The 22,665-nt window shown below is 61.2% G+C and carries 20 protein-coding genes; 3 read left to right on the top strand and 17 right to left on the bottom strand.

Going from position 1 to position 22,665, the window contains the following annotated elements; genetic code table 11:
* Nucleotides 1-23: 23 nt before the first annotated feature.
* Both U862_RS0107495 and U862_RS0107490 read left to right on the top strand, forming a co-directional pair.
* Nucleotides 24-1,151, top strand: a complete 1,128-nt coding sequence (locus U862_RS0107495; RefSeq protein ID WP_025109815.1) for an acyl-CoA dehydrogenase — start codon at nt 24-26, stop codon at nt 1,149-1,151.
* A gap of 15 nt (nt 1,152-1,166) precedes the next feature.
* Complete coding sequence (locus U862_RS0107490; RefSeq protein ID WP_025109814.1) at nt 1,167-1,940, top strand: enoyl-CoA hydratase; 774 nt, start codon at nt 1,167-1,169, stop codon at nt 1,938-1,940.
* A gap of 100 nt (nt 1,941-2,040) precedes the next feature.
* On the opposite strand, the gene U862_RS0107485 is transcribed toward U862_RS0107490, so the two are convergent.
* From U862_RS0107485 to arnB, 14 genes are all read right to left on the bottom strand, one after another.
* Nucleotides 2,041-3,192: an acyl-CoA dehydrogenase family protein gene (locus tag U862_RS0107485; RefSeq protein ID WP_025109813.1), complete on the bottom strand. Its 1,152-nt coding sequence runs from the start codon at nt 3,190-3,192 to the stop codon at nt 2,041-2,043.
* 3 nt (nt 3,193-3,195) lie between these two features.
* A complete protein-coding gene (locus U862_RS0107480) occupies nt 3,196-4,302 on the bottom strand; it encodes an enoyl-CoA hydratase/isomerase family protein (RefSeq protein ID WP_025109812.1) in 1,107 nt (368 codons plus the stop codon).
* Nucleotides 4,303-4,487: 185 nt separating this feature from the next.
* Entirely contained in the window at nt 4,488-5,177 is a 690-nt protein-coding gene (locus tag U862_RS0107475; RefSeq protein WP_025109811.1) for an HPP family protein, read from the bottom strand.
* A 154-nt stretch (nt 5,178-5,331) separates the two neighbouring features.
* Entirely contained in the window at nt 5,332-6,510 is a 1,179-nt protein-coding gene (locus tag U862_RS0107470) for an MFS transporter (RefSeq protein WP_025109810.1), read from the bottom strand.
* A gap of 142 nt (nt 6,511-6,652) precedes the next feature.
* Nucleotides 6,653-7,171 carry a GNAT family N-acetyltransferase gene (locus tag U862_RS0107465; RefSeq protein WP_025109809.1) on the bottom strand — a complete coding sequence of 173 codons (519 nt, stop codon included), beginning with the start codon at nt 7,169-7,171 and terminating at the stop codon, nt 6,653-6,655.
* A 70-nt stretch (nt 7,172-7,241) separates the two neighbouring features.
* On the bottom strand, nt 7,242-8,840 hold the full coding sequence (locus tag U862_RS0107460; RefSeq protein ID WP_025109808.1) for a glycosyltransferase family 39 protein: 1,599 nt from the start codon (nt 8,838-8,840) through the stop codon (nt 7,242-7,244).
* Nucleotides 8,837-10,216, bottom strand: coding sequence for a UDP-glucose/GDP-mannose dehydrogenase family protein (locus tag U862_RS0107455; protein WP_025109807.1), 1,380 nt, complete (start codon nt 10,214-10,216; stop codon nt 8,837-8,839). Before U862_RS0107455 ends, U862_RS0107460 begins: the two co-directional genes overlap by 4 nt.
* Complete coding sequence (gene arnF / locus U862_RS0107450; protein ID WP_025109806.1) at nt 10,213-10,626, bottom strand: 4-amino-4-deoxy-L-arabinose-phosphoundecaprenol flippase subunit ArnF; 414 nt, start codon at nt 10,624-10,626, stop codon at nt 10,213-10,215. The genes U862_RS0107455 and arnF overlap by 4 nt, the downstream gene beginning before the upstream one ends.
* Nucleotides 10,623-10,967 (bottom strand): 4-amino-4-deoxy-L-arabinose-phosphoundecaprenol flippase subunit ArnE, encoded by a 345-nt coding sequence (gene arnE / locus U862_RS0107445; protein ID WP_025109805.1) that lies wholly within the window; start codon nt 10,965-10,967, stop codon nt 10,623-10,625. The genes arnF and arnE overlap by 4 nt, the downstream gene beginning before the upstream one ends.
* On the bottom strand, nt 10,964-12,613 hold the full coding sequence (arnT, locus tag U862_RS0107440) for a lipid IV(A) 4-amino-4-deoxy-L-arabinosyltransferase (protein WP_025109804.1): 1,650 nt from the start codon (nt 12,611-12,613) through the stop codon (nt 10,964-10,966). Before arnT ends, arnE begins: the two co-directional genes overlap by 4 nt.
* Nucleotides 12,610-13,494, bottom strand: a complete 885-nt coding sequence (arnD, locus tag U862_RS0107435) for a 4-deoxy-4-formamido-L-arabinose-phosphoundecaprenol deformylase (protein ID WP_025109803.1) — start codon at nt 13,492-13,494, stop codon at nt 12,610-12,612. Before arnD ends, arnT begins: the two co-directional genes overlap by 4 nt.
* Nucleotides 13,494-15,485: a bifunctional UDP-4-amino-4-deoxy-L-arabinose formyltransferase/UDP-glucuronic acid oxidase ArnA gene (gene arnA, locus U862_RS0107430; protein ID WP_025109802.1), complete on the bottom strand. Its 1,992-nt coding sequence runs from the start codon at nt 15,483-15,485 to the stop codon at nt 13,494-13,496. The genes arnD and arnA overlap by 1 nt, the downstream gene beginning before the upstream one ends.
* Nucleotides 15,482-16,513 carry an undecaprenyl-phosphate 4-deoxy-4-formamido-L-arabinose transferase gene (gene arnC / locus U862_RS0107425; protein ID WP_025109801.1) on the bottom strand — a complete coding sequence of 344 codons (1,032 nt, stop codon included), beginning with the start codon at nt 16,511-16,513 and terminating at the stop codon, nt 15,482-15,484. Before arnC ends, arnA begins: the two co-directional genes overlap by 4 nt.
* Nucleotides 16,510-17,658 (bottom strand): UDP-4-amino-4-deoxy-L-arabinose aminotransferase, encoded by a 1,149-nt coding sequence (arnB, locus tag U862_RS0107420; RefSeq protein ID WP_025109800.1) that lies wholly within the window; start codon nt 17,656-17,658, stop codon nt 16,510-16,512. Before arnB ends, arnC begins: the two co-directional genes overlap by 4 nt.
* A gap of 436 nt (nt 17,659-18,094) precedes the next feature.
* On the opposite strand from arnB, the gene xerC reads away from it, so the two are divergent.
* Nucleotides 18,095-18,985, top strand: coding sequence for a tyrosine recombinase XerC (xerC, locus tag U862_RS0107415; protein ID WP_029977511.1), 891 nt, complete (start codon nt 18,095-18,097; stop codon nt 18,983-18,985).
* Here xerC and U862_RS0107410 read toward each other — a convergent pair whose 3' ends face one another.
* The 3 genes from U862_RS0107410 to U862_RS0107400 are packed head-to-tail and all read right to left on the bottom strand — an operon-like array spanning nt 18,986 to nt 22,653.
* Nucleotides 18,986-20,044, bottom strand: coding sequence for an ABC transporter ATP-binding protein (locus U862_RS0107410; RefSeq protein ID WP_025109798.1), 1,059 nt, complete (start codon nt 20,042-20,044; stop codon nt 18,986-18,988).
* On the bottom strand, nt 20,041-21,636 hold the full coding sequence (locus tag U862_RS0107405; RefSeq protein WP_029977510.1) for an iron ABC transporter permease: 1,596 nt from the start codon (nt 21,634-21,636) through the stop codon (nt 20,041-20,043). Before U862_RS0107405 ends, U862_RS0107410 begins: the two co-directional genes overlap by 4 nt.
* A gap of 3 nt (nt 21,637-21,639) precedes the next feature.
* Entirely contained in the window at nt 21,640-22,653 is a 1,014-nt protein-coding gene (locus U862_RS0107400) for an iron ABC transporter substrate-binding protein (RefSeq protein ID WP_025109796.1), read from the bottom strand.
* Nucleotides 22,654-22,665: the final 12 nt, after the last annotated feature.

The following is a 22,665-nucleotide window of genomic DNA, read 5'->3' as shown; positions in this document are numbered from 1 at the left end:
TTGACTAGAATTAAGGACTCACCATGATTCCCAACGAAGACCAGACCCAGATCCGCGACATGGCCCGGCAGTTCGCCGAGGAACGGCTGAAACCGTTCGCCGCCGAGTGGGATCGCGAGCACCGTTTCCCCAAGGAAGCCATCGGCGAGATGGCCGAACTGGGCTTTTTCGGCATGCTGGTGCCGGAGCAGTGGGGTGGCTGTGACACGGGCTATCTGGCTTACGCCATGGCCCTGGAAGAAATCGCCGCTGGCGACGGTGCCTGCTCGACCATCATGAGCGTGCACAACTCGGTGGGCTGCGTGCCGATCCTCAAGTTCGGCAACGACGACCAGCGCGAACGTTTCCTCAAACCGCTGGCCAGCGGCGCCATGCTTGGTGCCTTCGCGCTGACTGAACCACAAGCCGGTTCCGATGCCAGCAGCCTGAAAACCCGCGCACGCCTTGAAGGCGATCACTACGTACTCAACGGCTGCAAACAATTCATCACCTCCGGGCAGAACGCCGGGATCGTGATCGTGTTTGCCGTGACCGACCCGAGCGCCGGTAAACGGGGCATCAGTGCGTTCATCGTGCCCACTGATTCGCCTGGCTACAAAGTCGCCCGGGTCGAAGACAAGCTCGGCCAGCACGCCTCGGACACCTGCCAGATTCTCTTTGAAGACGTGAAAGTGCCGGTTGCCAACCGCTTGGGCGAAGAGGGCGAAGGCTACAAGATTGCCCTGGCCAACCTTGAAGGCGGACGCGTCGGCATTGCCTCGCAATCGGTGGGCATGGCCCGCGCTGCGTTCGAAGCGGCTCGCGATTACGCCCGTGAGCGCGACACCTTTGGCAAACCGATCATCGAACACCAGGCCGTGGCCTTCCGCCTCGCCGACATGGCCACGCAGATCGCTGTCGCCCGGCAAATGGTGCATTACGCTGCTGCCCTGCGTGACAGTGGTCAGCCAGCCCTGGTCGAAGCCTCGATGGCGAAACTGTTCGCCTCGGAAATGGCCGAGAAGGTCTGCTCGATGGCACTGCAGACGCTGGGCGGTTACGGTTACCTCAACGACTTCCCGCTGGAACGCATCTACCGCGATGTGCGTGTCTGCCAGATCTACGAAGGCACCAGCGACATTCAGCGCATGGTTATTTCGCGCAATCTCTGACAAGGAATCTTGCCCATGACTTACGAAACAATTCTGCTGGAAAACCACGGCCGCGTCGGTCTGATCACCCTGAATCGCCCGCAGGCGCTCAACGCCCTGAATGCGCAACTGGTCAGCGAAGTGAACCACGCCCTCGATGGCCTCGAAGCGGATGCGAACATCGGCTGTATCGTCATCACCGGCTCGAAAAAAGCTTTTGCTGCTGGTGCCGATATCAAGGAAATGGCCGAGCTGACCTACCCGCAGATCTACATGGATGATCTGTTCAGCGACAGCGACCGCGTGGCCAACCGACGCAAGCCGATCATCGCGGCAGTCAACGGCTTCGCCCTCGGGGGCGGCTGCGAACTGGCGCTGATGTGCGACTTCATTCTGGCCGGCGACAATGCAAAGTTCGGCCAGCCGGAAATCAACCTCGGCGTGCTCCCGGGCATGGGCGGCACCCAGCGCCTGACCCGTGCCGTGGGCAAGGCCAAGGCCATGGAAATGTGCCTGAGCGGACGTTTGATCGATGCAGTCGAAGCCGAGCGTTGCGGCATTGTCGCGCGTATCGTGCCGAGCGATGAGTTGCTGGACGAAGCGCTGAAAGTCGCTGCAGTGATCGCCAGCAAATCGCTGCCGATTGCAATGATGGTCAAGGAAAGCGTCAACCGTGCTTTTGAGGTCAACCTGACCGAAGGCGTGCGCTTCGAGCGCCGGGTGTTCCATGCGGCGTTTGCCACCCAGGATCAGAAGGAAGGCATGGCGGCGTTTGTGGCCAAACGGGCGCCGGAATTTCAGGGCAAATAATGGGTTGACCTGACTGACGCCTTCGCGAGCAAGCCCGCTCTCACAGTGGATCTGCGTCGTACGCAAAGTCCCTGTAGGCGTGAGCCTGCTCGCGATGCTTTTAGAGCTGGTAGTTCTTCAGTTCACGCGCAATCACCATGCGCTGAATCTCGCTCGAGCCTTCGTAGATCTGGGTAATCCGCGCGTCGCGGTAGTATTTCTCGACCGGATAATCCTCCAGGTACCCATACCCGCCATGAATCTGAATCGCCGAAGAACAGACCTTTTCGGCCATTTCGGACGCGAACAGCTTGGCCTGTGAAGCTTCCGACAGGCACGGTTTACCCGCCGTGCGCAGACGCGCCGCGTGCAGGATCATCAAGCGTGCCGCGTTGATTTGCATGTGCATGTCGGCCAGCAGGTTGGCGATGCTCTGGTGTTCGTTGATCGGCTTGCCGAACTGGATGCGTTCACGCGAGTAAACCAGCGCTGCTTCAAACGCGGCCCGGGCAATGCCCAGGGCTTGTGCGGCGATGCCGATGCGTCCGCCTTCGAGGTTGGACAGGGCAATCGCCAGGCCCTTGCCACGCTCGCCGAGCAGGTTAGCCTGGGGAATGCTGCAGTTGTTGAGCGTCACGGCGCAGGTGTCGGAGGCGCGGATGCCCATCTTGTGTTCGGTGCGGTCGACGATGAAGCCCGGGGTATCGGTGGGCACCAGAAACGCGGAGATGCCTTTCTTGCCCAGATCCGGATCAGTCACCGCAAATACGATTGCCAGTTTCGCCCGTTTGCCGTTGCTGACGAATTGCTTGGCGCCGTTGATCACCCACTGGCCGTCACGCAGTTCGGCGCGGGTGCGCAGGTTGTGCGCCTCGGAGCCGGCTTGCGGTTCAGTCAGGCAGAAGCAGCCGATGGTCTGACCACTGGCGAGGTCGGCCAGCCAGGTCTGTTTCTGCTCTTCGCTGCCGTAATTCATGACCGGCCCACAGCCCACCGAGTTGTGGATGCTCATGAACGCGCCGGTCGCGCCGTCGCCGGCAGAGATTTCTTCCACGGCCAAGGCGTATGCCACGTAATCGACGTAAGTGCCGCCCCATTCCTCGGGCACCACCATGCCCAGCAGGCCCAGTTCGCCCATCTTCGCCACCAGCGCGTCGTCGATCCAGCCGGCCTTTTCCCAGGCTTGCGCATGGGGCGCGATTTCGCCACGGGCAAAGTCCCGGGCCATGTCGCGGATCATCACTTGTTCTTCAGTCAGTTCGAGATCGTGCATGGCTCAGCTCCCGCTCTCAGTAAACCCGTGGAAAAAACTCGCGACGTGCCCGGCGTCCAGCGCAGCGAGGGTCGGCGGGTTCCAGCGTGGTGTCTTGTCTTTGTCGATCAGCAGGGCGCGCACGCCTTCGATCAGGTCGCCGCGTTCGAACCACTGGCGATCCAGATGCAGTTCGAGGGCGAAGCAGTGTTCCAGGCTCAGTTGGCGGCCACGGCGAAGCATCTCCAGGGTCACGGCCATTGCCAGCGGTGAGCGGGTCTCCAGCAGGTCAGCAGTGGCGGTGGCCCACGCGTGACTGTCGGCGACCGTCACCGCACGCAGCTGCTCGACGATGCTCGGCACGTCCGGCAGGGCGAAGAAGTGGTCGATGGCCGGGCGCAGCTGTTGCAACGGTGCATCGGCCAGGGTCTGCACGCCATTTTTGGCGAGCAGGCTTTGCAGGTCCTTGAGCGGCGTGTCGTGCCATTCCAGGTGATCGAGTTGCTCGTCCAGGCTCGGCAGTTTGCTGCTGTCGACGTACCAGTCGGCCAGCCCGCAATACAGCGCATCGGCCGCGCGAATCTGCACGCCGCTGACGCCCAGATAGACACCCAGTTCACCGGGAATCCGCGAGAGGAAATAGCTGCCGCCGACATCCGGAAAATAACCGATGGCCACTTCCGGCATCGCCAGGCGGCTCTTTTCGGTAACCACCCGCAAATCCGCACCTTGTACCAGGCCCATGCCGCCGCCGAGGACAAAGCCGTCCATCAGGGCCAGCACCGGTTTGCGGTAGTGATGAATCGTCAGGTCGAGGGCGTATTCCTCGACGAAGAAATCTTCGTGCAGCGTGTCGCCGCTTTTGAAACTGTCGTACAGGGAACGGATATCGCCACCGGCGCAGAAAGCCTTTTCCCCGGCACCGCGCAACACTACGGCAAGCACACTGGGGTCAGTGGCCCAAACGTCGAGTTGCTGCTGCAACTGGCGAACCATGTCGAGGGTGATGGCGTTGAGACCGGCGGGGCGGTTGAGGGTCAGGTGACCGATGTGATTGCGAACCTCGGCCAGCACTTCTTTTTGCGTGGCATCCATGGACGGGGTCCGCGGGGATGAAGCCTGAGCAGTCATCACTAACTCCCTGCTTTTATTGTCTTTATTCGAGAAGCTCGCGCGCGAGCGTTAACGGATCGTAACAGTGCAAATTTGCCGTGTACAACGGGGATATGTGCAGGGGGAGTTTGCGTTTTTGCAGCAGTGCACGGCTAGTCATTGTGGCGAGGGAGCTTGCTCCCTCGCCACACTGATTCAGGTGTTTATCGGGTGAAAACTTCGCCAATGCTGCGGCGTTTGGCGTGCAGCTCGCTGGCGTGAATCAGTTGTTCGAGATCCTCGGGCGTGACGTCGATAAACGCTTGCATATCCGCCAGTGCCAGTTTCAAGTCAGCGGCGGTGATGGCCTGGTTGTCGATCGGCGTCATCAATGGCGCGGGCTCGGTCGGGCGTTTCGGGTAGCGGATGCGCGTCAGGTTGTTGTAGACCAGAGCGCTGAGCAGCATGCACGCAGCGGCCAGCATCACCGGCTCCATGGCTTTCCAGTCCAGGGCGACGGTTGCCGGATCGGCCAGTACCAGCGTCAGCGCGAGCGCACCGGCCGGTGGGTGCAGGCAGCGCAGCCAGCACATCAGGATCAGCGCCATGCCTGCCGCCAGACACGCGCTGCCCAAGGTTCGACCCAGCACGTGGGCCACCAGCAGCGCGACAACACTGGCGCACAGGTAGCCGCCGATGATCGACCACGGTTGCGCGAGCGCACCGGAAGACACAGCGAACAGCAACACCGCCGATGCGCCCAGTGGCCCGATCAGGTGATAGGCGACTTCATGGCCGAACACCTGACCGCACGCCCAGACGCTGAACAGCGTGCCCAACGCCATGCCAATGGCGGCGCGGCTCCATTCGGTGGGGCGGGTGTTGATGGCGGCAGGCAACCAGCGAGCGAGCATGTGAATCGGGTCCTTGCGCTAAATTCGGGGCAAAAAAAAGGACTTGTCCGTTTCGGAAAGTCCTCGAAGCGTTCCAACTATTGGGGGAGGAACGCGCACAGTGTGCCGTGCAAACTCGATGCTGACAAATTCATATAAATGCTGCTTCAGTGCATTATTTTTGAATTGTCGCCACACGCCGCCCACTGACAAAACACAAATACCCACCCAGCGCTGCCAGAGCGCTCAAAGCGTAGAACATGCTTGGCGCCGGCGTGTGCATCAGCAGGAACCCGCACATCACCGGGCTCACCGCGCCGCCCAGCGCGGCGAGGTTCTGTGCACCGTAGTAACTGCCGCGCAGTTCTTCTGGAGCGAGAGTGTCGACAAAAAGGAAATCCGCCGGGTAGATGATCATCTCGCCGAGGGTGAAGATGAACATCGCCACGCACCAGCCAACGAGGCTGTCCGCCAGGCTGAAGCCGATCAGACCGACGATGAACAACGCGGTGCCGCCGGCAATCCAGAAGCGCAGGTGCTCGCGCTTGAGAAAACGGCCGATCTGGTATTGCAGCAGGATCACTGTGATCGCGTTGCAGGCGAGCAGGGCGGCCATGGTGTCGAGCGTCTGTTGTTGGGTGTGGGTCGCCAGCAGGTATTGCGACAGGTACAGGGTGAAGCGCCCGTGCACCAGCGTACTGAGCAGGCAACCGAGGGTAAACAGGATCATCGTGCGGTCGTTTTTCAGGATGATCAGGGTTTTCACGAAGCTTTGCGGTTGGCTGGCCGACGCCAGAGGGTTCACCTCACGGGAGACGCCCAGCAACAGGAGAATGCTGCCACAGGCAATCAGGCCCGCGACAATAAACGGCGCCGAGGGCCAGATCCCGGCAATCACTACGCCAATCATCGGGCCGATGGCGTAACCAATATTGGTCAGTGTGTAGTTCAGCGAAAACGCCTTGACCCGTTGGCCCACCGGCAGATTTTCACTGAGGATCGCCTTGGAGCAGATCAGGAACAGCGCTGAAGCCGTTTCACTGATGATCAGCACCAGCGTGACCAGATACAGATTTTGCGCGAAGGTCAGCAGGATCAGGCCAATGCCGCTGGAGAGCATGGTCAGGATCAACAGCCGGCGCTTGTCGAGCCGATCGATGATGTAACCGCCGTACAGCGAGAACAGCGTGGCGCTGAACACCGCGATGCCCAGCAACAAGCCGACGTCCTGCGGGTTGAGGCCCAGTTTGTTGCTGAGAAACAGGGTCAGTAGCGGACTGATCAGCGCACGGCTGATGACGATGGTCAACGAGGTGACCATCAGGCGGCGGATCAGGCGGGAGTAAGTGGCCACGGCAGTGCAAATGTCCTTATTTTTATGACGCGAAACCCTGTGGGAGCGAGCCTGCTCGCGAATGCCGGGTTTCAGGCGCCAACACAGTTGATTGAGAGGACGCTATCGCGAGCAGGCTCACGCCGACAAGGGATTTGTCGGCTCAGGGCAATATCAGGTGCATGGCGCAGCGTCGCTCGGCGGCAAAGCCATGTTCGACTTCCTTGTGCAGCGCCTCGATCAAGTGCGCCTCAAGCTCATCCGGCGTGGCGATGACAAAGCCCATCCGCTGATAAAAAGGCGCATTCCACGGCACATCGCGAAAGGTCGTCAAGGTCAGGGCACGCATCTGCCGGTGGCGCGCATGCTCAATCGCGGCCATCACCAGTTGACGACCCGCGCCTTGTCCCTGAAACGCCAGGCTGACCGACAGTTCTTCAATGTGCAGTTGGTCGCCGACGTCCAGCGCGCGGATAAATCCTGCGAGTTGCGCAGTGGCGCTTTCGGCAACCCAGACGTGGGCCTGCTCGATGGCCTGGCGGTGTTGTGCGGCGCTTGCCACGTCACTGTCGGCGAGCCAGGCAAGGGTCGGGTCGACGCGAAACAGCTCGGCGGCCGAGCGTTCGATGGCGGGGAGGGCGGATGCGTCAGTAGCCCGTGCGGGGCGAATCGTGAGGGTCATGTAAGCGGTGCCGATGGCTGCGATCGTTTGATCTTGAAAAAGACCAGAAGATCGCAGCCTTCGCCAACCGCTACAAGGGTTTGATGTACAACAGCACGTAATCGTTCTTGTCGAAGCTACCCGTCACCACCGGTTGCAGGCCGGCCAGCGCGGTGCCTTGCAGTGTTTGCAGGTCCTTGCTGTCCATCATCAGCCACGCCGGGCCCTTGATGGTTTCGAGTTGCTGTACCGTCTCGGTGAACTGCGGCTGCAGGTCGTGCTCGACGTTGACCATGAACTTGATCGCCTTGGCGTCTTTGCCCATGCCGTGCAGCACCAGCGGTGCCGGATTGGCCTGGACTTGAGCGAACGCGGCGCGACTGAACGACTGCGTGTCATACAGACGCCGCTCCACCGGCTCGAACACCGCGGCATACACCGTCCACAACGCGAGAACCGAGCACAGTGCCAACACTTCTGCACGCCAGCGCGGGAACAGCAAACGCGAAAGCGCGAGCAATTGCAGGACGCCCAGCACGACCAGTATCAGGGTGAGGCCGTTCAGTTGCTCGGGAAACCGCCGCTTGGCCACCAGCAGAACCACCATCAGCAAACCCGGCGTCAGCAGCCACAGCCCCTGAATCAAGCCGCGCAATACCCGGAACACCCGCCCGTGCAGTACCTGGAACGGGTAGGCTGCGATGATCGCTGCCATTGGCAGCATCGGCAGCAGGTAACGCGCCTTCTTCGCCTGCGGAATCGACAGGCCGACCATCACGATCAGCCCGGCGGCCGCGCAGTATTGAACCAGGCGCAACGCCGGACCACGTTGATGCGGTTTGCTCAGCCAGGTCGCGGCCAACGCGAGGATCGCCAACGGATACGCCAGCGCGTAGTTGCCCATGGAACTGGTGAAGTAATACAGCGAGCCGCTGACGCCTTCACTGCCATCCATGCGCCCCATGAACTGCATGCGAATCACGTCCTGCAAGAAGGCTTCGCCACCGCTGAGCTTTGCCAGCCACAACAGCAGGCCGACGCACGCGGCGAGCAGGATCGAGGCGAGCACACCGAACACCAACAGGCGTTTCCACTCACGGTTGAGCAGAAAGTAGCTGCAGAGCATGCCGGTCGGCACCACGAGGCCGATTGGCCCGCGAATACCAAAACCCAGCAACAGCAGAACAAAGATCAGCGGCCAGCGGCGGCGGGAGCCGAAATGGTCGTGCGCGTAGCCCAGGTAAAACACCGACAGGGCCACGGCGGCGAGCATCAGGTCCTGCGATACGGCGCGCACTTCGGTGATGAAGGTGCTGGTGAGCATCAACAGCGCAATGCTGATCAACGCCCAACGCTGCGAATGCACCGCCAGCAAGCGGTACATCAAAGTCACGATCACCGCGCCGGCAATCGCGCTGGGCAGCCATGCTGTCAACGTGTTGACCGCGCCGAAGGGCAGCGACAACAACCAGATGAACAGCGTCGAAACCGCCGAATAATCGGCGTATGGCTGGCCGTAGGTGGTCGGGAATACCGTAGGCCCGTGTCTCAACATCTCTTGGGCAAACAGTACGAAGCGTGAATCGAAGCCAATGGGAGCCTGTCCGTAAACCCCGGCTATAAACAGCAACAGCGCCAGCAGCCCTGCGATCAGGGACTGCCGGCGGATGACAGGCGACAACGTGATCAAGCGACGTCCACGGAGTTAGGCCACTGTTGCAGCGGGATCGGCAATTTGCGCGAATCACCACGGCCGATCGGGAAGTACTTGAAGCCGTTACGCGCCAGACGTTCGGCGTCGTACAGGTTGCGGCCGTCGAAGATCACCGGGGCTTTCAGGCGTTGCTCGATCAGGTCGAAATCCGGCGCCTTGAACTGCTGCCATTCGGTGCAGATGATCAGCGCATCAGAGCCCGACAGCACCGATTCCGGGGTGCCCATCAGCATCAGTTTTTCTTCGTTCGGGTACAGATGCTGGGTTTCCTGCATCGCTTCCGGGTCGAACGCGCGCACGCTGGCGCCGGCGGCGAACAGCGAGTCGAGCAATACACGGCTTGGCGCATCGCGCATGTCATCGGTGTTCGGCTTGAACGCCAGGCCCCACAGGGCGAAGGTCTTGCCGCGCAGGTCGCCCTTGTAGAACGCGTTGATGCGGTCGAACAGCTTGTGCTTCTGCCGCTCGTTGATCGCCTCGACTGCTTGCAGCAGGTCGCTGGAGCAATGGGCCTGCTCGGCGCTGTGGATCAGGGCGCGCATGTCTTTGGGGAAGCACGAGCCGCCGTAACCGCAGCCCGGGTAGATGAAGTGATAACCGATGCGGGTGTCGGCACCGATGCCCTGACGGACCGACTCGATGTCGGCGCCCAGGTGTTCGGCCAGTTCGGCGATCTGGTTGATGAAGCTGATCTTGGTCGCCAGCATGCAGTTGGCGGCGTATTTGGTCAGTTCGGCGCTGCGCAGGTCCATGAACATGATGCGGTCATGGTTGCGGTTGAACGGCGAGTACAGGTCGCGCATCACGTCGCGCACTTCGTCACCTTCACAGCCGATGACGATGCGGTCCGGACGACGGCAGTCGGACACCGCCGAACCTTCCTTGAGGAATTCCGGGTTGGAGACGATATCGAACTGCAGTTGACGGCCAGCCTTGTCCAGTGCGGCCTGAATGTGCGCGCGCAGGGTGTCGCCGGTGCCGACCGGTACGGTGGATTTTTCCACCAGAATCAGCGGCTGCTCACGATGACGCGACACGGCGTCACCCACCGACAGCACGTACTTCAGATCGGCCGAGCCGTCTTCGCTGGACGGCGTACCGACCGCAATGAACGCAACGCGACCGTGTTGCACAGCCAGTTTTTCATCGGAGGTGAAATGCAGGCGGCTGGAGTCCAGGCCTTCACGTACCAGGCTCGAAAGCCCCGGTTCAAAGATGCTGACGTGACCCTGGCGCAGCAGTTCGACTTTCTTCTGGTCGATGTCCATGCACACGACGTCGTGACCGACTTCGGCCAACACGGCGGCCTGCACCAGACCGACATAACCGCTACCAAATACTGTGATTTTCATGGAGCACTCCTGAATTCGGGCGCACGAGACGGACGAGTGTTAATAGTGATGACCCCGAGCATGACCAGTGCCACGCCCAGTGATTTAGTGAGACTGAATGATTCGTTGAACAGCGGCAGACTGGCCGCCAGCAGATAAACCAGCGCGTAACTGATGCTCAGCAGCGAATAAGCCCGACCCAGCGGCAGATCGCGCAGGGCGGCGAGCCAGCAGAGCATCGACAGCGCGTAAGCCAGAATGGCCACGAACACCACGCCCAGCGCGACAAGGTCGACGCTGCCGGCAGTGAGCGCCGACCACCATTGTTCCGGCTGCGGCAGGCGCGTCATGCTCCAGCGCATGCCCAACTGGGCACCGCTGACCAACAGCACGCTGCCCAGAGCAAAAGCGATTCCACGTCCCTGACTCATGAGTGTTGCCCCAACAGCACCACACCGCCGATCACCAGGGCGACGCCCAGCCAATGGCGGCGGTCGACCGGTTCACGGAAGACAAACCGTGCGATCAGCGTGATCAGTACAAAGTTGAGGCTGAGCATCGGGTAAGCGATGCCGACTTCCAGCCGTTGCAGGACCAGCAGCCAGACCAGCAAGCCGCTGCCCAGCGCCACAAGTGCCAGCCACAGCCAGGGCGAACGCAGTTTGTCCGCCCAGGATGAGTCGACCCCGCGCCAGCTCTCAACCGCGTATTTCTGCGCAACCTGACCCAGGCAGGTCAGCAGGCATGCCGTCAGCAGCAAGATCCAGCTCATGACGGGTCCTTGGGCAGAACCATGATCACCAGATTGCCTTGCTCGTAGCGGGTGCCGTCCTTGGGCAACAGGTCGACTTCGTGCAGCTCGTCATCGCCCTTGACCCGCATGACCACGCCGACCGAACCGGTACGACGGGCATCACGCATCCAGGCTTGCACCTTGTCGGTGGTGATCCGCTGTTCGGCGCCTTCCGGGTAGGACAAGCCGTACTTCAACTCGCCCACGGTGTTGTACAACGCGACGTTTGGCCGCTGCAGACGCCAGGCCAGCGCCGAGGCCGCGCCCAGGTCGTTGCTCAACAAGTGAGTGGTGCCGGACAACTCGTCCAGGTGATGCAGGATGAACTGGTCCGGAGTCTTGTTGGACACCACGGACTTGGGCAATGCCGCCGGCAGGACACCGATCAGCAACAGGCTGCCCAGCGCCGGTGCCGCCCAGCATTGCAACGGCAGGAACGCTTGCGCCAGGTTGGCGATGATCCAGCCGATCAGTGCAATGAACACCAGCACCATGCTGTGCAGTTCGTGGTCATACACGGGCTTTTTCAGTTGCAGATAAACCAGCGCAATCAGCAGCACAATGCCCAGCAGCAGATTGAGCAGGCCGTTGATGCTCAAGGCACGGCCCTGTTCAAGGCGCAACCGGTCCGCCAGCGCATTGCCCAGCAGCAACGCCATCGGCAGCAGGCAAGGCAGGATGTAGGTCGGCAGCTTGCCGTTGCTCAGGCTGAAAAACAGCAGTGGCATCAGCAACCACAACAGCAGGAACGCAATGGCCGGTTGAGCGCGGGTTTGCCAGGCTTGCTTGAAGCTGGTCGGCAACAGACCGACCCACGGCAGGCTGAACGCCACCAGCAACGGCAGATAGAACCACCACGGCGAATCATGCTGGGCATCGTCGCCGGCAAAACGGCGAATGTGTTCATGCCAGAAGAAGAATCGCCAGTAGTCCGGTTCATGGGAATGAACCGCCAGTGCCCACGGCAGGCTGACCGCAATCGCCACGACGATCGCCACCGGACCGAAGACCAGCAGCTCACGCCAGCGCTTTTGCCAGAGCATCCACGGCAGGGCGATCAGTACCGGCAGCGCCCAGGCGAGAAAACCCTTGGTCATGAACCCCATGCCGCACGCCAGGCCCAGTACCGCCCACGCTGCGAAGCGTTGCCCGCCAGAGCGGCTGTCCAGCGCAAACCACAGCGCGACGAGGCTCAGGTTGACCCAGAAGGTGAATTGCGGATCGAGGTTGGCGTAACCGGCCTGGCCGGCAACAATGGTGAAGCTCATGTAGAGCAGGGCGCAGACAAAGCTCTTGCGTGGGTCGTTCCATAACCGGCGAGCGATCAGGTAACCCAGCAAAACACTCAAACCGGTGCTCAGCGCCGAAGCGAAACGCACGCCGAACAGGTTCTGTCCGAACAGTTCCTGACCGATGGCGATCATCCAGTAGCCGGCAATCGGTTTTTCGAAGTAACGCAGCCCCATGAAGTGTGGCGAAACCCAGTCCCCGCTCAGCAGCATGCTCTGGCTGATTTGCGCGTAACGGGTTTCATCGGGAATCCACAAACCATGGGTGCCCAGCGGCAGCAGATAGGCCAGCAGGCAAAGTACTACCAGCAACGGCAATGCCCAGCGTTTACTCATGCGCCTTGCACTCCCAGCCAGCCTTCACGGCCTTCAAGTGCGCCGCGTTGTACGTGGCCCACGGGCAAGGTGTTGAAAAACTCGGGCAACAAGTCGCCCAGTGGTTTGAAGTCAATACTGCGCTGGCGTGCAGCGGCCAGCAATTGACGAAAGTCCTGAGCCATCAGAATCCCTTCTACTTCGGCATGAATGGTGTAGACGTTGAGTGCTTGCTGACGGAACCGGTCGAGGATGAAGGCGTTGAAATCCTTGGCAGCCACGGTCGGACCGACGACTTCATCGAAGGTCGGCATGTCCACCGGGATTTGCGGCGCGCCCGGAGTGCCATCAGCCAGCAGCGGACGGAACAGGCTCTGCCCGCGGCAATCGCTGTTGTAGCGAAAGCCGAAGGTTTGCTTGGCCTGGATCACGCGTTCGTCCGCACGCCAACCGGCGGAGGCCGAACACTGGATCTTTTCCCCGAGAATATCGCTGAGGGTGTCGACACCCCGACGGATCTGTTCGATCAGTTGCGCCTCGCTCCAGCGCCCGGCGTTGGCCTGCCAGCCATGGTGATCCCAGGCGTGCAGGCCGACTTCGTGACCGGCGTCCCGGGCCTGACGCATCAGGTGCCCGAGATCGCGACCAATCGGTTTGCCTGGCCAGGCAGTGCCGGCCAGCAGAATGTCCCAGCCGTACAGGCCGGCAGCGTTGGAACGGAGCATTTTCCAGAGGAACTGCGGGCGGATCAGGCGCCACAGATGCCGGCCCATGTTGTCCGGGCCGACACTGAAGAAAAACGTTGCCTTGACCTGAGCCTCGTCGAGCATCTCCAACAGTCGCGGCACACCTTCACGGGTGCCACGGTAGGTGTCGACATCGATACGAAGACCTGCCTGCATTACTTCTTGTCCGCGATTTCGAGCATGGCTTCACGCAGGAAGAAGTCCAGGGTATTGCCGATGGTCTCGCGCATTTCCACGGTCGGCTCCCAGTTCAGCAGGCGCTTGGCGTTGGCAATGCTTGGCTTGCGGTGTTCCACGTCCTGGTAACCGGCACCGTAGAACGCCTTGCTTTCCACGTCGCGGAAACCGGCGAACGGAGGGAAGTTGTGACGCAGTGGGTGCGCTTCGAACTGACGCAGCAGCTCTTCGCCCAACTGGCGGATGCTGGCTTCGTTGTCCGGGTTGCCGATGTTGATGATCTGGCCGTTGCAGACATCGTTGTCGTTATCGATGATGCGGGCCAGTGCCTCGACGCCATCAGCGATGTCGGTGAAGCAGCGCTTCTGCTCGCCACCGTCGAACAGACGGATTGGCGTACCTTCGACCAGGTTGAGGATCAACTGGGTGATGGCGCGGGAGCTGCCGATACGGGCCGAGTCCAGACGGTCCAGGCGCGGGCCCATCCAGTTGAACGGACGGAACAGGGTGAAATTCAGGCCTTTGGCGCCGTAAGCCCAGATCACGCGGTCCAGCAGTTGCTTGGAGACCGAGTAGATCCAGCGTTGCTTGTTGATCGGACCGACGATCAGGTTCGAGCTGTCTTCGTCGAAGTTCTTGTCCTGGCACATGCCATAGACTTCGGAAGTCGACGGGAAGATCACGCGCTTGTTGTACTTGACGCAGTAGCGAACCAGTTTCAGGTTTTCTTCGAAGTCCAGTTCGAATACGCGCAGCGGGTTGCGGGTGTATTCGATCGGGGTGGCGATGGCCACCAGCGGCAGGACCACGTCGCATTTCTTGATGTGGTACTCGATCCACTCGGAGTGAATGCTGATGTCGCCTTCAACGAAGTGGAAGTTGGGGTGGCTGCGCAGACGCTCGATAGCGTCGGAACCGATGTCCAGACCATAGACTTCGTAGCGGTCGTCACGCAGCAGACGCTCGGACAGGTGGTTACCGATGAAGCCGTTGACACCGAGGATCAGCACGCGGGTGCGACGTGGTGCACGACCGGACTCGGCACCGCGCAGCAGCGAACCGTCAACCAGACCCAGTTCGTTGGCCAGTTGCGGGCCGCTGAGGTACAGACCGTTGTCGTTGCGCTGACCGGCGTTGATCACCAGCGAGTCTTGACCACAAGCGATGCGCAGCGGATCGACGCTGATCACGCGGCCAGGTGCCTGACCTTCGTTGCCCTTGACGACTTCGGCGCTCCAGACGATCAGCTTGTGCTCGCCCACGGCGCAGAAGGCGCCCGGGTATGGACGGGTGACGGCGCGCACCAGGTTGAACAGTTCTTCGGCCGGTTTGGCCCAGACCAGTTTGCCGTCTGCCGGGGTACGACGGCCAAATACGGTGGCCTTGGATTCGTCCTGCGGGGTTTCGGTGATCTTGCCTTGCAGCATGTTCGGCAGGGTGTCGCGCAGCAGGTCGCTGGCGGCCGTGCGCAGTTTGGCGTGCAGGGTCAGGCCGGTGTCGCTGCGCTCGATGGCAACGCGCTGCTGGGCAACGATGGCGCCGGCATCAGCACGTTTGACCATGCGGTGCAGGGTGACGCCGGTTTCGGTTTCGCCGTTGACCAGCACCCAGTTCGCCGGAGCGCGGCCACGGTAGCGTGGCAGCAGCGAGCCGTGCAGGTTGAACGCGCCTTTTTTGGCCAGGGCCAGCAGTGGCTCGCTCAGCAGGTTGCGATAGTAGAAGGAGAAAATGTACTCCGGGTCCAGCTTGGCGATGCGCTCGATCCACAGTGGGTGGTTGGCGTCTTCCGGCGCGTGCACCGGGATGCCTTTGCTGGCGCACAGTTGTGCAACCGATGCATAGAAAGCGTTTTCTTTCGGATCATCGGCGTGAGTGAACACTGCTGCAATGTCATAGCCGCTGTTGAGCAGGGCTTCAATGCCGGCGCAGCCAATATCGTGGTAGGCGAAGACAACAGTTTTTGCACTCATGAGAGAACCTGATCGGAAGTGGAAGAAGTAGCGGTAGAAGAAAGACCATCAACGGTGACGGCAGGGGCCGGATCGGCCGGCTGGCTGCGCAACACCTTTTCGATGAAGAAACGTGGGCGGGCACGCACATCGCTGTACATACGGCCCAGGTATTCACCCAAAAGCCCCATGCCGATGAACTGGCCACCGGTAAACACGAACAGCACGGCGAACAGCACGAAGGTACCGTCGCCGGCCCAACCGGCACCGAAGGCCAGACGCAGAATGATCAGTGCAACGGCGAACAACACACCCAGGCCGGCCATGGCAAAGCCGACGATGCTCAGCAGGCGCAGCGGGGTGGTGGTCATGCAGGTGACCAGATCGAACATCAGGTTGATCAGGCGCATCGGGCTGTATTTCGAGTCGCCGTGTTCACGCTCGGCGTGGGCCACGACGATTTCGGTGGTGTGACGGGCGAAGCTGTTGGCCAGGATCGGGATGAACGTGCTGCGTTCGCGGCAGGCGAGCATCGCGTCGATGATGGTGCGGCGGTAGGCGCGCAGCATGCAGCCGTAGTCGCTCATGGCCACGCCGGTGGAGCGTTGCACGGCAAGGTTGATGAGCTTCGAGGGGTAACGGCGCAGGGCCGAATCCTGACGGTTGCCACGCACGGTGCCGACCACGTCGTAACCTTTTTCGGCCTCGGCCACCAGTCGTGGAATTTCTTCTGGCGGGTTCTGCAGGTCGGCGTCGAGGGTAATCACCACGTCGCCCTTGCACTGTTCGAAACCGGCCATGATCGCCGCGTGCTGACCATAGTTGCGGTTGAGAATGACCGCCACGAACGGGCTGTTTTCACGGCCGGCGGCTTCTTCGAGCATGTTCGCCGATTCGTCACGGCTACCGTCGTCGACCAGCACGATTTCAAAATCGTGATTCAGCTGACGGCAGGCCGCTTCGGTACGGCGCAGCAGTTCCGGCAGGCTTTCCTGTTCGTTGTAGACCGGGATGACGATCGACACACTGCGGATTGGATAAGGTTTCACAGGCGTTTTTCCATGATTTGTTCGATGGCACCGACCACGCGGTCAAGGTCTTGACCGGTCATGTCGGGGAACAGCGGGATCGAGCACAGCCGCGCCGAGTTCCATTCGGTATTGGGCAGGTACAGGTCTGGGTCACGCTGGCGATACCAGGTGTGCAGGTGGGTGGCAATGAAATGGATACCGGTGCCAATGCCCTGATCCTGCAAAGCTTTCATGAAGGCTTCGCGGTCCATGCCACAGCGCTCGCTATCGATGCGCAGGATGAACAGGTGCCAGGCGTGTTGCTGGGCGTAGGCGGGCAGGGCCAGCGGTTGCACCGGCAGGCCTTCGAACCTTTGCAGGTAGTGGGTGGCCAGTTCGGTGCGACGGGCGTTGATTTCGTCCAGGCGTTGCAGCTGCACCAGGGCAATCGCGGCGTTGATGTCGGCCAGGTTGTATTTGAACCCCGGCTCCATCACTTGCGCCTGCGGCTTGCGGCCACCGGTCAGACGGTCGTAGGCATCGACGCCCAGGCCGTGGAATTTGAGCATGCGCACGCGGCTGGCCAGCGCTTCGTCGTCGGTGACGAACATCGCGCCTTCGGCGCAGGTCATGTTCTTGATCGCGTGGAACGAGAAGATCGCGGTGCCTTGCGAGCCGACGTGACGCCCCTTGTAGCGGGTGCCCGCGGCATGAGCGGCATCTTCGATGACCGGGATGCCATGCTTGTCGGCCAGGGCATACAGCGGATCGAGATCGAATGCGGCGCCGGCGTAGTGCACCGGGATGATCGCCTTGGTGCGCGGGGTGATGGCCGCTTCGATGCGCGCAGCGTCGGTCATCAGCGTATCGCGGTCGACATCGACGAACACCGGTTTGGCGCCCAGCAGGGAAATCATGTTGGCGGTCGACACCCAGGTCTGCGACGGGGTGATGACTTCATCGCCCGGGCCGATGCCCAACGCCAGCAGGGTAATGTGCATCCCGCCAGTGGCCGAAGACAGTGCCACGGCATGTTTGCAGCCTACGTATTGCGCGAATTGTTCTTCGAGTGCCTGATTTTTTGGCCCGGTCGTGATCCAGCCTGAGCGTAAAACCTGCTCGACAGCTGCAATTTCTTCTTCGCCGATACTAGGGCGGGAGAAGGGGAGAAACGCCTGAGACATGGGCACCTCGTAACGGATAATGATGGACAGATCCCTCTGATTTTCATCGGATCCAATTCCAGAGTAGACGCAAAAAAAGGTTTTGCATCAAGCGTTTGCCTAAAAGACAGGACGTCGGGAGCTGGTTGACTTTTCAGGCGTTGCCCGGCAGGTTGGGCGATATCGGCTGAGGATCAGTCGGGCCCAAGGTTATTCCCGATTTTGTGAAAGGAATATGAAAAACCGGTCGGTGAATCATTTATCTCCCCTTCATACAGCCACTGTTCAGGCTTGCAGCGTTTATCGCGGCGCTTTTTTGCTAAGTCCGACAGAATCACGCGTGTTTTATATTAAGTAGATTGCAGTTGTTAGTTGTTGTGTTGAACAGTTTTTAATCAAGGCCTTTCGTTTGATTGACTTACCCGCTTTACCTGCCGTTACCCCGAAAACCAACCCTATGTCCTTGTATCTGGCGCGTTTGGCCCCTTCCAGCCAACTCACCATGCGTTACGTTTTACAAGACGCTGCCGACCGTCTGGGGTTCGAAGACATGAATGTCGAAGAGATCCCGTGGCACGCGTTGCAACCGGAAGATGTCGTGGCGTTAGTCGCGGCTTTGCGCGAAGACAACTACGCGCCCAATACCTCATCACTGTATGTAAATGCGGTGCGTGGGGTAATGAACGAAGCGTGGCGCATGAGCCTGATTACTCAGGAACACCTGCTGAAGATGCGTTCGGTAAAAGGCATCGCCGGCACCCGGTTGTCGCAGGGGCGTAATCTGAAACGCACGCTGATTCACGAACTGATGGAAGTCTGCGCCGCCGACCCGCGCCCGCAGGGCCTGCGCGATGCCGCAGTGATTGCACTGCTGTACGGCACCGGCATGCGCAAGTCGGAGTCAGTGGATCTGGACCTGAACCAGGTCGATTTCAGCGAGCGCAGCCTGTGCGTCACCGCCAAGGGCAACAAGCAGTTGATCAAGTACGCCCCGGCCTGGGCCTTCGCCAAACTCGATGCCTGGCTTGAGTTGCGCCGTTCGCAGCTCAAGGAAGGCGAGAGCGACGATGCTTTCCTGTTCAACCGCATTCGCCGTGGCAGCCACATCACCCGCGAGCGCATCACCAAACACGCGATCTATTACATCGCCCGTCAGCGCGGCACGCAGGTGGGGGTGAAGATCATGCCTCACGACTTCCGTCGCTCGTTCATCACCCGGGTGATCGAGGAGCACGATCTGTCGATCGCGCAGAAACTTGCTCACCACAGCAACATTCAAACGACCGCCAACTACGACGTCCGTGATGACAACGAACGGCGGCGGGCGGTGGACCGCTTCGACCTCTGATCAGCGCATGTCAAAAACGTGCGCTGCACCGAGAATCGACAACTGCACGGCGCTACCGGCCGGTGGCGCATGCATGCCGGTGCTGCGCACCAACAGCGAACGCCCGGTGTCCTGAGCGGCCTGCGGGCGCAGTTCGACGGTCAGGGTGCAGGTGTTGCCCCCGAAATCCCGCTCGGTCACGACCGCATGGCAGCCTTGGGTCTCGGCAGGAACCTCGCAAATCTGCAGTTGCTCGGGCCGCAGCATGATCTGCGCGCTGCCGGCAAAACCGTTGGTGTTGACGGCCACACGCCCGAGATCGCAATGCGCCCAGCCGGACTCGATCCGCGCTGGCATGACCACGGCTTCGCCGAGGAAGTGCGCCGTCTGCTCGTCGCTCGGATAGCGATAAAGGTCCATCGGATGCCCGGACTGCACCAGGCGACCGCCGCGCATCACCGCCAACTGGTCGGCGAACGACAACGCTTCGCTTTGATCATGGGTAACCAGAATGGTGGTCACCCCGGCGTTCTCCAGCAGCCGTGCCACCATTTTGCGCATGGCCCCGCGCAAACCGGTGTCGAGCGCTGAAAACGGCTCGTCGAGCAGCATCAGGCGAGGTTGTTGGGCCAAGGCCCGCGCCAGCGAAACACGTTGCTGCTGGCCGCCGGACAATTCGTGAGGCCAGCGCGTCGCCATGTTGGCGTCCAGCGCTACGCTGTCCATCAACTCAAGGATGCGCTGGTTTCTCGCGGTGCCGGTCTGGATCAGGCCGAAGCCGATGTTGGCGGCAACGGTCATGTGCGGGAACAGCGCGCCGTCCTGCGGCACATAGCCAATCTGGCGTTGATAGGCCGGCACCGCGTGAGTGCTGTCGACCAGCATTTCGCCGTTGAGCGACAGGCTGCCGGCATCGGGAAACTCGAACCCGGCAATCATCCGCAACAAGGTGGTTTTGCCGGACCCGGACGGCCCGACGATGACCGTACGGCTGCCCGAAGGCACTGAGAGGCAGATATCATCCAGCGCGGTCTGCGCGCCGAAGGCTTTGCTGAGGGAAGTGATTTCGAGAGCGTTCATCGGCCAGCCGTACGTCTTGATTGGTGATAGAGAATGGCCGTCAACGGCAGCGAGAGCACGATCATCAGCAGGGCGTAAGGCGCTGCGGCGGCGTAGTCGATTTCGCTGGTCATGGCCCAGAAACCGGTGGCCAGGGTGCGCGTGCCGTTAGGCGCGAGCAGCAGGGTGGCGGTCAATTCATTGGTGATCGCCAGAAACACCAGTGCCGCGCCGGCAGCCGCCCCCGGCGCAGCCAGGCGCAGGGTGATCAGCCACAGGGCGCGCACGGGGGATCGGCCGAGGCTTTGGGCGATGTTTTCCAGCTCTACCGGTGCCTGTGCGAAACCGGCGCGCAGGCTGACCAGCGCGCGCGGCAGGAACATCAGCAAGTACGCCAGCAGCACGGTAAGGGTGGTCTGGTAGATCGGCCGCGCAAAGTGAATGGTGACCGTCACCAAAGCCAGCGCCACAACAATGCCGGGCAGCGAACTGGTGATGTAATTGCAGCCTTCGAGCAAGCGCTGCAATCGGCCGGGAGCACGGATCGACAGCCAGGCTATCGGGATCGCCGCCACAGTGGTCAATAGCGCGCCAGCGACACCCAATGCCAACGTTTGAAGCAGCGCCGGCAGCCACTCGCCACCTTCCCAGACCTCTACGCCACCGGCAATCAGCCAGCGGCCCAGCGTCAGCAACGGCACGCCGAGGGCCAGCAGGCAGGTGACGATTTGCAAGCCGAGGCCAAAGACCATCGCACCGCGACTCAAGCGCACCGTGCGCTGCTCGCGGGCGCTGCCCGAACCGACCCGGGCGTAGCGCGCCTTGCCACGGGCAGCGGACTCGGCGCTCAGCATTGCCAGGCAGCAAAGTGCCAAGACCCCGGCGAGCATGTTCGCGGCCGGGCCGTTGAAGGTCGATTTGAACTGGTCGAAGATGGCCGTGGTGAAGGTGTCGAAACGGATCATCGCGTACAGGCCGTATTCGGCCAGCAAGTGCAGGCCGACCAGCAACGCACCACCGCAGATTGCCAGCCGCAGTTGCGGCAATACCACGCGCAAGAACACCGCTCGGGGTTTGAGTCCGAGTGATTCGGCAACGTCTTCAATGGCTGGATCGAGACGACGCAACGTCGCGGCCACCGGCAGATAGAGAAACGGAAAGTACGCAATCACCGACACCAGCACCCCGGCCGGCAATCCGTGAATCGAAGGCACCAGGCTGACCCACGCATAGCTGTGGACGAACGCCGGGACCGCCAGCGGCGCAACCGCAAGCAATGACCAGAGGCGTCGCCCGGGCAGATTGCTGCGTTCGGTCAACCAGGCCAGCGCCGTGCCGAGCACCACGCAGATGGGCAGGGTGATCAGCACCAGCAGAACGGTGTTGATCAGTAATTCGGCCACGCGTGGGCGAAACACCATGGCTTCGATGGTTGGCCAGCCGGTGTACCACGACACGCCGATCACGAATCCGATCGGCAGCAGCGACAGCAAGGAAACGATAATCGCCAGAACGACCACCCACGACCCCCCTCGACCAGTGAGGGCGCGGGTGGCACGTGAGCGCTGGGCGAGGGATGCCGAAGCAACCCCCGCCGGCAGGGTTTCAGGCATCACTTACAGCAGTCCGGCCTGAGTCATCAGCTCGACGGCTTTTTTACTGTCGAGTTTCGAGGCATCGACCTTCGGCGCATCGAGGTCTTTGAGTGGCACCAGTTTCGGGTTGGACTGAGCGCCCTTGCCGACGGCGTACTCAAACGAATTGCCGGTGTGCAGGACTTCCTGGCCCTGTTTGCCGGTGATGTATTTGAGGAATTGTTGAGCTTCGTCCTGATGCTTGCTGGAAGCCAGCACGCCCGCACCGGAAATGCTCACGAATGCGCCCGGGTCCTGATGTTTGAAGTAGTGCAGTTGGGTGTTCTTGCTGTTTTCACCGGTCTTGGACTGATCGACGAAGCTGTAATAGTGGTAGATCACGCCGCTATCGATCTGGCCGGCATTCACCGCTTTGAGCACGGCGCTGTTGCCGCGATAGATCGTTGCGTTGGTCTTCATGCCTTTGAGCCAGTCGAGCGTGGCGGCTTCGCCTTTCTGCTCAAGTACGGCGGCGACGATCGCCTGGAAGTCGGCACCGGCAGGCGAGGCGGCCCAGCGGCCTTTCCAGTCAGGCTTGGCCAGATCGAGCAGGGATTTTGGCAGGTCTTTCTCGGTCAGTTTGGCCGGGTTGTAGACGAACACCGTCGAGCGGGCAGCGATACCGACCCATTGGCCGTGGGCCGGGCGGTAAGCTGAATCCACTTGCTCAAGCGTCGTCGGCGCTACCGGGGCGAACAGCTTGGCGTTATCGACCAGCACCATGGCTGGAGAGTTTTCCGTGAGGAACACGTCAGCCGGCGAGGCCGAGCCTTCCTGTACGAGCTGGTTGCCCATCTCAGTGTCGTCACCATTGCGGATGGTGACCGGAATGCCGGTTTCCTGGGTGAACCCGTCAACCCAGGCTTTGGTCAGGCTTTCGTGCTGCGCGTTGTAGACCACGATACCAACGGCGTCGGCAGCCACTGCGTGGCCGGCAACGAGCAGGGCGGTCGTCAGCAGAGCGGGTTTGAAGAACGATGCAATACGTGGGTGCATGACCAGTGAGCT

It is taken from the genome of Pseudomonas sp. H1h (assembly GCF_000633255.1).
In the GTDB taxonomy this organism is placed as follows: domain Bacteria; phylum Pseudomonadota; class Gammaproteobacteria; order Pseudomonadales; family Pseudomonadaceae; genus Aquipseudomonas.
This window is presented reverse-complemented; position numbering and strand designations above follow the sequence as displayed.

Excerpts from the sequence above, each read along its gene's own strand:
- U862_RS0107405 (WP_029977510.1), bottom strand. The coding sequence starts at position 21,636 with ATGCCTGAAACCCTGCCGGCGGGGGTTGCTTCGGCATCCCTCGCCCAG.
- U862_RS0107455 (WP_025109807.1), bottom strand. The coding sequence starts at position 10,216 with ATGAAAATCACAGTATTTGGTAGCGGTTATGTCGGTCTGGTGCAGGCC.
- U862_RS0107400 (WP_025109796.1), bottom strand. The coding sequence starts at position 22,653 with ATGCACCCACGTATTGCATCGTTCTTCAAACCCGCTCTGCTGACGACC.
- arnE (WP_025109805.1), bottom strand. The coding sequence starts at position 10,967 with ATGAGCTGGATCTTGCTGCTGACGGCATGCCTGCTGACCTGCCTGGGT.
- U862_RS0107485 (WP_025109813.1), bottom strand. The coding sequence starts at position 3,192 with ATGCACGATCTCGAACTGACTGAAGAACAAGTGATGATCCGCGACATG.
- U862_RS0107465 (WP_025109809.1), bottom strand. The coding sequence starts at position 7,171 with ATGACCCTCACGATTCGCCCCGCACGGGCTACTGACGCATCCGCCCTC.
- U862_RS0107495 (WP_025109815.1), top strand. The coding sequence starts at position 24 with ATGATTCCCAACGAAGACCAGACCCAGATCCGCGACATGGCCCGGCAG.
- xerC (WP_029977511.1), top strand. The coding sequence starts at position 18,095 with ATGTCCTTGTATCTGGCGCGTTTGGCCCCTTCCAGCCAACTCACCATG.
- U862_RS0107475 (WP_025109811.1), bottom strand. The coding sequence starts at position 5,177 with ATGCTCGCTCGCTGGTTGCCTGCCGCCATCAACACCCGCCCCACCGAA.
- U862_RS0107410 (WP_025109798.1), bottom strand. The coding sequence starts at position 20,044 with ATGAACGCTCTCGAAATCACTTCCCTCAGCAAAGCCTTCGGCGCGCAG.
- arnF (WP_025109806.1), bottom strand. The coding sequence starts at position 10,626 with ATGAGTCAGGGACGTGGAATCGCTTTTGCTCTGGGCAGCGTGCTGTTG.
- arnT (WP_025109804.1), bottom strand. The coding sequence starts at position 12,613 with ATGAGTAAACGCTGGGCATTGCCGTTGCTGGTAGTACTTTGCCTGCTG.
- arnB (WP_025109800.1), bottom strand. The coding sequence starts at position 17,658 with ATGTCTCAGGCGTTTCTCCCCTTCTCCCGCCCTAGTATCGGCGAAGAA.
- U862_RS0107480 (WP_025109812.1), bottom strand. The coding sequence starts at position 4,302 with ATGACTGCTCAGGCTTCATCCCCGCGGACCCCGTCCATGGATGCCACG.
- arnA (WP_025109802.1), bottom strand. The coding sequence starts at position 15,485 with ATGAGTGCAAAAACTGTTGTCTTCGCCTACCACGATATTGGCTGCGCC.
- U862_RS0107490 (WP_025109814.1), top strand. The coding sequence starts at position 1,167 with ATGACTTACGAAACAATTCTGCTGGAAAACCACGGCCGCGTCGGTCTG.
- arnD (WP_025109803.1), bottom strand. The coding sequence starts at position 13,494 with ATGCAGGCAGGTCTTCGTATCGATGTCGACACCTACCGTGGCACCCGT.